This is a genomic window from Rhodococcus sp. IEGM 1381 (assembly GCF_030056795.1).
Taxonomy (GTDB): Bacteria; Actinomycetota; Actinomycetes; order Mycobacteriales; family Mycobacteriaceae; genus Rhodococcoides.
On record NZ_JASHKQ010000015.1, the window covers coordinates 33,376 to 44,563 of the forward strand.

Sequence of the window (11,188 nt, forward strand, 5' to 3'; positions counted from 1 at the left end):
GAAAGTCACATCACTATGTCGCAACATCTTTCGGTACGCGAGATTCTCGACGGAGCCGGCCACCCCATTGCTGCCAGCCGGACAGACGGCGGTGACCGAGAAACGGCCTTGATCGTCTGCATTCCCGGCGGCGGTTACACAGGAGGCTATTTCGAGGTAGGGGATTCGTGTTTCATGGCGAGCGCTTACGAACGGGGACATGCGGCGCTCGCCATCGATCGACCCGCATACGGTGAGAGCGGGCCACTTACCGTGGAGACGGACTGGTACCCCACTCAGTCACGGATCATCGAACAGGCTATCGACGATGCCTGGCAGAAACACGGCGACGGTCGGCCTGGAATCATCCTTGTAGGGCATTCCTTCGGCGCAACCATCGCCCTTCGTATTGCGGGGATGGATCGACGCTGGCCATTGCTCGGGGTGAGTATCGACGGTACGTCAGGACTGATCGTTCCCAGCATGACCGACCTCGCCGGATCGTTGGTCGATATGCCGATCCACCTTCCGTTGGCACTCGGTCCCGAGGCCATCAGAAGTATGTTCTACGGCCCCGAGGGATCGTACGACGAAAGCGTATTCGCCGCTGCCGCGTCGTGCATCGCACCGGCACCCGCGATCGAGATCCGTGAGTGGGTGTCGCAATGGCCGCTCGAGGTGGAGAAGGTGGCGGCCGGCGTTACCGTCCCGGTCCAGATCCGCCTCAGCGAACACGATTCCATGCAGCCTGTGGATGCAGAATCGCTGGCCGTGTTCTCGGCGCTCTTCACAGCGTCCCCACGCGTCGATGCGGGGATCTACCCGAATTGCGGACACAACACCGACCATCATCTCGGGGGTCGACAATTGAACCAGGACCGCCTGGCGTTTGCCGCGAGCTGCGTCTGAACCACCCGTTTCCGACACACTGTTCGGCAGACCGGAGAAGTCTTCGGTCTCAGCGCGGCTTCCGCGGGTCGACCAGTGTGTCGGGATCGGGGCCGATGCGCAAGCCGGTATCGAGGCTGCTGATACGGCGGATGTCATCGGAAACGAGCTCGAAGTCGAACACGTCGAAGTTCTCCCGCAAGCGAGCAGTCTTGTCGGACTTCGGAATGACGACGTTGCCCAGCTGAAGATGCCACCTGATGACTATCTGACTCGGGGTACGCCCGTACGACTCGGCGATTTCACGCAGCGTCGGATGGTTCAAGACCTGGCCACGAGCCAGGGGGCTCCACGCTTCCGTCACGACCCCCAGGTCGCGGTGCTTCTCTCGAAGTCCGGTCTGGGTGAAGAGCGGGTGCAGTTCGACTTGGTTGATGGCCGGCGTGACGCCGGTTTCGAATAGCAGGCGGTCGAGGTGTCGGGGCTGAAAGTTTGCAACACCGATTGCTCGGGTCAGTCCGGAGCGCTGCATGTCGATCAAAGCTCGCCAGGTGTCGACGTAGAGATCACGCGACGGAACGGGCCAGTGAATCAAGTACAGGTCGACGTAATCGACCCCCAGCTGGGACAAGCTGACGTCCAACGCCCGCTTGGCCGGCTCGTAGCCATGAGAATCGTTGAAGCACTTGGTCGTTATGAACACGTCCTCACGGTCGAGCCCGACGCGGCGGAGTGCTTCGCCGACGCCGGGCTCGTTCCGATATCCTGCGGCGGTGTCGATATGCCGGTACCCGATGTTCAGGGCGTCCGTTGCCACGTCGGCTGTGGCATCGGGCGGAACCTGGAAGACGCCGAATCCGAGCTGGGGGATCGTGACGTTGCTTCCCAGCTGAATCAGAGGGACGCCCTGATGTTCGGACATGAAGCACTCACCTTCGATCGAATGGCATCGGTCAGCGTTGCAGCGCGATGTCGGCGAGTTGGTCGGCCGTAATGGCGTCGGCGTACTTCGCATTCATCTCGAAGAGGTTCACCCCGTGACTCAATCGCGAGCGGTCGAACACCGCATCCTCGATGACGAAGGTCGGATATCCGTGTGAGTGGGAGTCGATGACGGTCGCGCGGACGCAGCCAGAGGTTGTCCCGCCGGTCACGATCACCGAGTCGACGCCTTGTCGTACGAGGTAGGACATCAAGGCGGTGTCGAAGAATGCGCTTGCCTTCGGTTTTGCGAACACGACCGCGGACTCGGGCGGCGTGATGGCGTCCGGGATGTCTTGAGATTCCGGTTTGTCCATGGCCGATGCGCCCGAGGAACCATCGCCCTTCACAGTCCCGCCGTAGATCGAGGCCATGCCGGTGAGAGCAGTGGTGTAAACGATGGGCCACCCTTGACCTTCGGCCAGGTCGATCACCCTCTTCAGGGGATCCATCGACTCCCATGCGTTCGGTCCGCAGGAAGTAGGGAAGTCGGCTGTCGCCTCCTCCATCGACTGTCCTTCCTCACCGGTGAAGGCGCGTACGACGTCGATGACCAGAAGAGCCGGTCGCGTTCCCAGTGTGTTCTTAACGGACCAGATTCCCTTGCTGTAGGCGTCCGGGTCTGCGTCGGTGACCATAGTCGTCCACCAGCGGGGAGCGTCGGTCTGTCGTGTCATGTTCATTCCTGTTCTGTTGCTGTGCTTGGGATCAGCCGTCGATGCTGTAGCCGCCGTCGACGACGACGACCTGTCCGGTGACATAGTCGGAAAGAGATGATCCGAGATAGACGACGGTGCCCGCGATGTCCTGGGGTGAGCCCCAACGCCCGAGCGGGATGCGAGCCAAGATGCTCGCCGTCCGCTCGCTGTTCTGAGTGAGCTTCGCCGTGAAATCCGTGGCTATGTACCCGGGCGTGATGGCATTCACGCGAATGTGATGAGGGGCCCATTCCAAGGCGAGCGCCCGGGTCAGCCCTAGGAGCGCGGACTTGCTCGCTCCGTACGACGAGGCGCGCCGGACGCCGAAATGTGCGCTCAGCGACGCGACGTTGATGATCGAACCGCCGCCGAGTTCCTTCATCGAGGGCAGGACCGCGCGGGCCGCCGTCACGGCACCGCCCACATTGGTATCGAACACGCGTCGCCACGACTCCTCCGTCATCTCCTCCGTGGCAGTGCGATCGATGGCGCCGGCGTTGTTGACCAGGATCGACGGCGGGCCGAGCTCCTCGGAGAGGCTCTCGACAGCATGTCGCAGTTTCACGGGGTCGGCGACGTCGGCGACGCGGAGCGAGACTTTGCCCACGCCCTGCCCCCGGATAGTGGCTTCGAGTTCACTCAGAGCAGTGGCATTTCGAGCGATCAAGCCGACGCCGGCTCCTGCTCGGGCCAGCGCGAGCGCCGCCCCGCCGCCGATGCCGCGAGACGCGCCCGTGACAATGGCGATCTGTCCCTCGAGTAGCGCCATGGTCATGAGGTGGTTTGGTGATAAAGGTGCGCTAACTCCATGACACTCTGCGTCGGGACCACCCCGATCTGATGAAGTGCTTCGAGCGGGTTGATGTGCACTATCTCGGCCTCGAGCAGCCCGTCTGTGCCGACCGGAAATTCCGCCAGGGCGTGGGTGACCACCTCGCGACCGGTAGCGGGGAAAGGACCCCACGCTCCGCGATGATGGCGTCGGACGACAATCGTCGCAAAGACACGGTCACCGGCGTCGTGCAAGGTGACCTCCTCGTTGACGAGGTCGGGAAACGACCCGAAGAGCGATGCGTAGTGAGCGCGGACCGCTTCCTGGCCCCGCAGAAGATATCCCTGAGTGGGAATCGAGTACCAGCATTCTTGACTGAAAGTCGCCATTGTGGCGTCGAGGTCCTGTCGGTCCTCCGCCTCCAGATGAGCGCGGACGAGAGCAACGGCATCCTGTGTCATGGAATCACCTCCAACTGTATAGTGAATACACTACGTGTTTTCCTTCGCGGCGGCCATACGACGGCCTGGAAAGATGGGAAGGCCCTACGTCTCCGGTGAGGGTCGACGTCACTGGGATGGGCCTATGCAACCTGCCGGGCCAGCACCCGCAGGTCGACGGACAGATCAGCTGCGTCACTCGACGACGGCGAGATGCCGGCCGCCAACAGCTTGCGAGCAGCAAGGTGATCGAGCGGACGGTTGATCGACTCGACCGCGACGAGTTGCGACCCGCGATACAGCAGTACCGAGAAGCTGCTCGCCGATTCTCGACGAAGAACGTGGCTATCGTAGCCGTCCAGCAGACCCGCGATCTGGACCTTGTGACCGAACTGAGTGGTCCAGAACCAGGGAACTGCCGCAAACGGAGTCGGGGTCCCAACGATGGACTGCGCGACCGCTTTGGCCTGGTCGCTGGCGTTCTGAACAGATTCGAGGCGGATCGACCGCGATTCGGACGTGGGAAAGCGGCAGCAATCGCCCACAGCCCATATGGCCGGATCCTCGGTGCGAAGCATCTCGTCCACAATTATTCCATTGTCGGTGGGTAGATGTGCTTGCCGGGCAAGACCGTCTGCAGCCACCACGCCTATACCGATCACTACGAGGTCAGCTGCGATCGTCACCCCGTTCGTGCAGCGCACACCTGTCACGCCGTCGCGCTGGTCGCCGAGAATCGTGTCGACAACGGTCCCGGTGAGCACATCGACTCCCGCGCGGCGGTGCTCGGAGACCAAGAAGTCGGCGGACTCCGGTGACAGGGCACGAGACATGGATCGTCGAGCGGCCTCCAGCACGGTCACGGTGCTCCCGAGCTTTCGAGCAGCAGCGGCCACTTCCAACCCGATGAAACCGGCACCCACGACAACGACCCGAGCATGGGGCGTCAATCGCGGCGCCATGTCCCGTGCATCCTGCGCGGTAGCCAGATAGTGCACTCCGGGTAGTGCGTTACCGTCGACGGCGAGTGGGCGGGGGCGTGCACCGGTTGCCAGCACCACGTTCGCGTAGCCGATACGTTCGCCGGAGCTCAGTTCCACCTCTCGTGCTTCTCGGTGCAGAGCCACCGCGTGGTGTCCCTGTCGCAGGGCAATGTCGTTGTCCTGGAAGAACTCGGCCGGTCGCAGGAGATCGAGCTGTCGAAGGCCACCACTGTTCAGGAAGTCCTTCGACAGAGGAGGCCGCTGGTAAGGCATGCCGTCCTCGTCTCCGATCAGAACGATCGGCAGCTCCGAGTCGTGTTGACGGAGCGACGCGGCAACCTGAACACCCGCGTGTCCCGCACCGACGATCACGACCGTCGAGTCGCTCATTCCTGGTCCCGAGGAACATGGACGGTCATTCCATCGAGATCATCGATCACCGAGATCTGACAGCTCAGGCGACTGTTGCTTTCTCGCGGGGACGCAGTGTCGCCGAGCAGTTCGTCTTCCACCTCATCCGGTCCGGGAATTCGGTCCAGCCATTCCTGGCCGACATACACGTGACAGGTTGCGCACATAGCATTTCCGCCGCACTCGGCAATGATTCCGTTGATGCCGTTATCGACTGCCGCGTCCTTGAGGGTGGTTCCGGACGCCGTCTCGACGGTCCGCGAATGGCCCTCGGCCGGTACGAATGTGATTCTCGGCATCAGGCTGCCTCTATCCGCAACGGGAGACTGGCGAAGCCTCGCAAGGTGTTGTTGAACTTTCGGACCGGTTCGCCGTCGAGGGTCAATGCCTTCACCTTGTCTGCCAGCACACCGAGCACACTTTCTCCTTCCAAGCGGGCCAACATCTGACCGACGCACGCGTGAATCCCTGCACCGAATCCGACATGTCCGTTCGGTCCGCGCTGGATGTCGTATTCGTCCGGCCGGTCCCATCGCCGTGGATCGCGGTTGGCGGCCGCGAGGAACAGCAACACCTTGTCGTCCTTGCGGAGGGTGACGTCCTCGACTCGAACATCACGGGTGAGTGTGCGATAGAAGGCCTGAACAGGAGATTCGAACCTGATGCTCTCCTCGAAGGCGGACCTGACCAGTGTACGGTCGGCGCGCAATGCCGCGAACTGGTCGGGATGAGTAGCGAGACAGAACAGCGCATTGCCGATGCCGTTCATGGTGGTGTCGACGCCGGCGATCAGGAAGTTTCGAACGAGCATGCCACCGTCGTCGTCCGAGTACCCTTCTTCGGCGGCATATTCGTGCACCATGGCTCCGAGACTGCCGGCGCGGAGATTCTCGCGTCGACAATTCAGTGCGACGTACTTCATCAGTTCGTCGGCGTTCTCCAGCGAGCGCTCCATGAGCGAGTTCATCGGACCGAAGGCGTTGAATGCCAGCGCCCCGATCAGGGGAAGTTTTTTGCGCTCGTCTCCTGGAGGGAGGCCGAGTTGATCAGGGAATACCTTCAACGGAAAAGCTTCTGCGATGTCGGCGAAACCGTCGAATCGTCCCCGTTCGACAAGAGGATCGATAATGGCCTCGGCCTCCGACCGAAAGCTTTCCTTCAACGCTTTCACAGTTTTGGGGCCGAGCACCCGCGACAGCACTCGACGTGCCCGGGTATGATCAGGAGGATCCGCCTCGATCACCAGGCTCTGCGTGCGAAACAGTTCGCCCTTCGACAGATCCAGATGGCCCACCCCGCGGCTGGAGCAGAACGTCTCGTGATCGCGAAGCGCCATCTCGACGTGCTCAGCCCGTGCGAGGCCCCAGCAGTTGTACCGGTCGAGCCACACGGCGGGACCCAGCTCGCGTACCCGCTCCTGATCGGGGTAGGGGTCCGCAAAGTACCGATCACTGTAGGGATCGACATCAGTGTGTCGTTCCGAGTTCGAGGTGTGAGCTGCAGTGGTCATGGATCAATGATGGCCAGGTAACCCACTATTTGGAAAATAGATTCTGCTCACGGTGAGTATGAGCAATACTCATGACGTGATGAACCTCAGACAGCTCGAATACTTCGTTGCTGCGGTCGACGCGGGAACCATGACGGAGGCGTCTCGACGTCTGTACGTGTCGCAGTCCGCGATATCTCTGTCGATCGCGCAGTTGGAGTCGAGCATCGACACTCAATTGCTGGTCCGGGCGAAGGGGCAACCACTCCAGTTGACGGAAGCGGGACGTCGGGTGCTCCCCAGGGCGCGCGCCCTGCTGGCGCACGCCGAACAGGTCCGGTCGTTCGTCAAGGACGAGGCGGATGTGCTCCGCGGGTCGCTGGTCGTCGGCTGCACGAGTCTGGCGGCACCATTCGTTCTACCGGAGTTGTTGAAGGTCTTCGCCGAACGCCAGCCGGAGATCGTCGTCGACTTCATCGAGGCCCCCTCGGACAAGCTTGCCGAGTCCCTCGCGTCGGGCCGATGTGAGATCGCCCTTCTCTACGATCAGAACCGGGTGCACGACATCGTGGTCGAACCGTTGCGGACCGGACGTCCGTACGCCGTGTTCGATCCCGATCACCCGCTCGCGGGACGGGGATCTGTCGGGTTGGACGAACTCGCACCCCATCCGTTGATCATGCTCGACAACGCGCCGAGCCGGGAGTACCACCGAGCGCTGTTCGCTGCAGCGGGTTTCCAACCGAGCGTCCGGCACTACGTCTCGACCTTCGACATGGCCCACGCACTCGTCAGCCGTGGTCTCGGCTACGCAACGATGCTCGGCTGGCCGTCGGTCGACTACTCGCACGGCGGCCGAGGTCTGGTTCAAGTGCCGATACACGACGATCCCCTCACCAACGAGCTGGTGTTGGCCCACTCGGCGGCTGTTCAGCTCAGTCGGCGGGCACAGGCTTTTGCGTCGTCGTGCCGAGACATCGTGCCGCGCTTATGATCACGGCTCCGAACAATTCGGACCGGTCCCCGGCGGGATCGTGGCCGGCGTTCTTCGACGACGCGGCCCGAGCCACCCATACGTGTGGTCGGATCCATCACATCGGGTAGTGGCATCGTCCTGCTCAGTGGGCGATGATCGTAGCCCCGAACGTGGGGAAGGTCGGACCCGTCGCCGTCGAGCTTCGAGCCCACACGTCGAACCGGGACTTCCGGCATCGAATTCGGGGCATCATTCCATCGCGTTCACGCGAGTCACCATCATCGAGGAGCACTGTGAGTATCAGCGCCAAGTTGTCGTCGTCCGAGGTCGATTCCGATTGGGCCGACCTGTCCGCTGTTCCCGGAGCAGACAAGGCGTTTGCCCATCACGGCATCGCTTTCACAGCGACGGGTGAACTGGTCGGGTTTCATGCGGGCCAGCTCGTCGTGATCGACAGTGGCGGGTCCGTGGTCAGCATCGCCGAGACGGAATTGACGGAGGGGCACGGCGTGACCGTCGTGCGCGAGGGCGACCGCGATCTCGTGTGGATCGCCGATCCCGGGTTCGCGATCGCGTGCGGACACGGCGCGGGCAGCCCGAAGCTCCCACCATTCTTCGGAGCGGGTCTCGATGTGACGAGAACGCCCGGCAGGGTCGTGCAGATGACGATCGCGGGAGAGATCGTTCGCTCGCTGCCCACCCCGGTAGCCGTGACCGACGACGCTCCCGGTCCGTATGCGCCGTATGCGCCCACTGCCGTCGCCGTCGACGAGACGAGGTTCGGTGGTAGGGGCGACATCTGGGTCGCAGACGGGTACGGGAGCAACGTGGTCCACCGGTTCGACAGCGCAGGTCAGCACATCGCGACCCTCACCGGCTCCGAAGGGGCCGGACGTTTCGACTGCCCGCACTCGGTTTTCGTGGACCGGCGTCCGGGCAAGTCCCCCGAGTTGTACGTCACGGATCGCGGTAACGCGCGCATCGCGGTCTACGACCTCGAGGGGCGGTTCTCACGGCTTGTCGGTGAGGAGTTCCTGGATTCCCCGAGCGGCATTGCGATGTGGGCCGGAGCCCTTGCCGTGGTCGAGCTCAACGGTCGGTTGACGCTCTTGGGCGAGGACGATCGACTCGTCGGGCACGTCGGTGACAATCCTGACGCCAAAGGGCGTCCCGGGTGGCCCAACGCGTTGGGCGAAGGCCGCGTCGCCCAACGACCGACCGAGCTCGTTGCCGGCCGATTCAATTCTCCCCACGCCGTGGCCGTCGACGCTCACGACAGGCTGGTGGTCGCAGAATGGGTCATCGGGGGGCGCTACTCATCCGTCACCCCGTCCTAGCGCTGATCCGAGCCGGCAGAACGGCCGTGACTCGAGGTTTCTGTCGACACTGCGCATCGATCGGTATCCGAAAAATGTGGACATGACATGTATTCTGTGTACATGAACGCGCCATCGAACTTCTCGATGATCGAGGTCGGGTCGAGTCTGTCCGGACGACGGATCACCGCCGACCACATCGTCGAGTCACTGCGCCGAGCCATCAACGACGGCGTCCTGGCAGACGGAACCCAGCTGAACCAGGTCGATCTGGCCTCCCACTTCGGGGTTTCGCGTGTCCCGGTACGAGAAGCGCTTCGTCAACTTCAGGCGGAGGGGCTCATCCAGTCCCACGCTCACAAGCTGTCCTACGTCCGAGGGACGGATCCTCACCGCCTGGCTGATGTGTTCATGCTGCGCGGGTTGATAGAAGGATGGTTGATCGAGCGCGCAATACCGTCGATCGACCCGAGTGTGATTCTGCGAGCCCGAGAAATCAACGAGCTGCTTCGCAACGAGGCGCACCATCCGTCCTGGCTCGAGCTCAACCGCGAGTTCCACTCCCTGCTCTTCGCGGCGGCGAAGTCCGAGGAGGGTATGGGCGTGTTGCAGCCGCTGCAGATGCGGTCGCAGCGTTACAGCCGCCTGTGGTCGAAAGGTAATGGTGTGCATCGGCCTGCAGAAACCTGCGATGAGCACGACCACATCCTCGACTTGATCGAGGCAGGCGACGCGGCCGGCGCGCGGGAGGCCTCCGTTCAGCACGTCATGCACACGTGTGATGCGGTCCTGGCCGCAGGGCGGCTGATGCAGGCAGACGCCGGTGTCCACGCCTGAGGCATGACCGCTCCGCTTCCTACTCCCGGCAGGGCGCTGGACACCGAACCGTCGTGCGAGAAGTGTGTCGTTTCTGTCAACGTTGTGTGACATGTATTGCATTGAACCCTAGTTCAACGGGTTCACTCATGCGTAGGTGACGCGGTCCGGAAAGTCCAAATCCGATGCGCGGGCCGACAGAATGAATACAGTAGTCACAATCTTCCCAACGCAGTCCACCGAAAACGGGTCGGCCTCGAGCCGGCGGAAGGACGAAACAATGCGCACATCTCGAACTCTGGCCACGGGGGCAGCGGCCCTCGCCCTCTCGCTCATGGCGACCGCGTGCGGCGGGTCGACCGACGCTGCCGAGGACGGACCACTCGTCCTCGGTGTGATCGCGGAACAGACCGGTCCGGTCCCGGTTCTCGGGCTCGTCGTCAACGGAATGGAGGCCGCCGTCGACGACGTGAACAAGAACGGGGGCATCAACGGACGTCAGGTCCAGCTCGACGTGCGCGACAGCGCGGGTGATCCGGCCAAGGCTGTGGGCATCCTTCGCGCATTCGACGAGAGCGGAATCAGCATGGTGCTCGGAGGCGCCTTCGGTGCCTCCTGCGCTGCAGAAGGTCCAGCCGCCGAACGGCTCGACCTGGTAGCTCTGTGCCTCAGCACCGACCCGTTACCGGATGAGACGTCGAGGATGTTCGGTGTCGGATCACCGTACGACGTCACGGTTCAGGCGTATTCGGAAGAGCTGTCGAAGTACGGCAACCGGATCGGAGTTTTTGCGGAGAAGGCGCAGAGCGGGGACGACATCGACCGTCTCGTTCCCCCTGCCTTCGCGGAGAAGGGGGTCGATGCGGTCATCGAGCGAACCGATCCAGAAGCGACGAGTTACAAAGCCAGCATTCAGCGGGTCATTGCCCAAGGCGTCGATGCCCTGTGGTTCACACAGTGCACGCCGACGGTGCTCGCCGGCGTCGCCGACGCGAAGGCGCTCGGGTTCACCGGGAACATCATGTTGATGAACTGCCTGTCGTCGGACGACATCGCGGCGGGACTGGTGAACGACGCGGCGAAGCCCGGCGGGCAAATCGTCAATCTACTGCCCTCGTTGTTCGATCCGAAGTCGTCGGCCAATCCGCAGCAGCGCGCTGCAGTCGACGAGTACTTGAAGGTTGTCGGGACGAGGGACGCCGTGCTCGCTGCCGGATGGGACTCCGTCTGGATCGCAAAGCAGGCCTACGAAGCCGCCGATGGCACCGGAGGTGACAACCTGCAGGCCGCCCTGCAGAACAATTTCACCTTCGAGGGCGTGTGGCAACGCGGTGTTTGGACCGAAGACGATCATCGAGGTAATGACGGCGTCGGCATGCATGTCCCAGTCGTGGTCGGCTCCGACGGCACGTGGCAGCCGAAATGACGTCCGCACTGAC

At 62.8% G+C, this 11,188-nt stretch carries 12 protein-coding genes; 5 read left to right on the plus strand and 7 right to left on the minus strand.

From position 1 onward, the window contains the following. The first annotated feature begins 15 nt into the window (after positions 1-15). A complete protein-coding gene (locus tag QM797_RS22005; RefSeq protein ID WP_283277789.1) occupies positions 16-888 on the plus strand; it encodes an alpha/beta hydrolase in 873 nt (290 codons plus the stop codon). Between the two features lie 49 nt (positions 889-937). Here QM797_RS22005 and QM797_RS22010 read toward each other — a convergent pair whose 3' ends face one another. The 7 genes from QM797_RS22010 to QM797_RS22040 form a co-directional block, all read right to left on the minus strand. Next, positions 938-1,789 carry an aldo/keto reductase gene (locus QM797_RS22010; protein WP_283277790.1) on the minus strand — a complete coding sequence of 284 codons (852 nt, stop codon included), beginning with the start codon at positions 1,787-1,789 and terminating at the stop codon, positions 938-940. A gap of 31 nt (positions 1,790-1,820) precedes the next feature. Then, positions 1,821-2,525, minus strand: coding sequence for a cysteine hydrolase family protein (locus QM797_RS22015; RefSeq protein ID WP_283277791.1), 705 nt, complete (start codon positions 2,523-2,525; stop codon positions 1,821-1,823). A 31-nt stretch (positions 2,526-2,556) separates the two neighbouring features. Continuing rightward, on the minus strand, positions 2,557-3,321 hold the full coding sequence (locus QM797_RS22020; protein WP_283277792.1) for an SDR family NAD(P)-dependent oxidoreductase: 765 nt from the start codon (positions 3,319-3,321) through the stop codon (positions 2,557-2,559). Then, complete coding sequence (locus tag QM797_RS22025) at positions 3,318-3,779, minus strand: nuclear transport factor 2 family protein (protein WP_283277793.1); 462 nt, start codon at positions 3,777-3,779, stop codon at positions 3,318-3,320. The genes QM797_RS22020 and QM797_RS22025 overlap by 4 nt, the downstream gene beginning before the upstream one ends. 122 nt (positions 3,780-3,901) lie before the next feature. Then, complete coding sequence (locus tag QM797_RS22030; protein ID WP_283277794.1) at positions 3,902-5,131, minus strand: NAD(P)/FAD-dependent oxidoreductase; 1,230 nt, start codon at positions 5,129-5,131, stop codon at positions 3,902-3,904. Beyond that, on the minus strand, positions 5,128-5,451 hold the full coding sequence (locus QM797_RS22035) for a 2Fe-2S iron-sulfur cluster-binding protein (RefSeq protein ID WP_283277795.1): 324 nt from the start codon (positions 5,449-5,451) through the stop codon (positions 5,128-5,130). Before QM797_RS22035 ends, QM797_RS22030 begins: the two co-directional genes overlap by 4 nt. Next, positions 5,451-6,662: a cytochrome P450 gene (locus tag QM797_RS22040; RefSeq protein WP_283277796.1), complete on the minus strand. Its 1,212-nt coding sequence runs from the start codon at positions 6,660-6,662 to the stop codon at positions 5,451-5,453. Before QM797_RS22040 ends, QM797_RS22035 begins: the two co-directional genes overlap by 1 nt. Before the next feature lie 79 nt (positions 6,663-6,741). Between QM797_RS22040 and QM797_RS22045 the strand changes: the two genes are divergently transcribed. From QM797_RS22045 to QM797_RS22060, 4 genes are all read left to right on the plus strand, one after another. Continuing rightward, positions 6,742-7,635 (plus strand): LysR family transcriptional regulator, encoded by an 894-nt coding sequence (locus QM797_RS22045; protein WP_283277797.1) that lies wholly within the window; start codon positions 6,742-6,744, stop codon positions 7,633-7,635. Positions 7,636-7,910: 275 nt separating this feature from the next. Continuing rightward, entirely contained in the window at positions 7,911-8,954 is a 1,044-nt protein-coding gene (locus tag QM797_RS22050; RefSeq protein WP_283277798.1) for an NHL repeat-containing protein, read from the plus strand. A gap of 102 nt (positions 8,955-9,056) precedes the next feature. After that, positions 9,057-9,770, plus strand: coding sequence for a GntR family transcriptional regulator (locus tag QM797_RS22055; RefSeq protein WP_283277799.1), 714 nt, complete (start codon positions 9,057-9,059; stop codon positions 9,768-9,770). A gap of 259 nt (positions 9,771-10,029) precedes the next feature. Continuing rightward, positions 10,030-11,175 (plus strand): ABC transporter substrate-binding protein, encoded by a 1,146-nt coding sequence (locus tag QM797_RS22060; RefSeq protein ID WP_283277800.1) that lies wholly within the window; start codon positions 10,030-10,032, stop codon positions 11,173-11,175. Positions 11,176-11,188 lie beyond the last annotated feature (13 nt).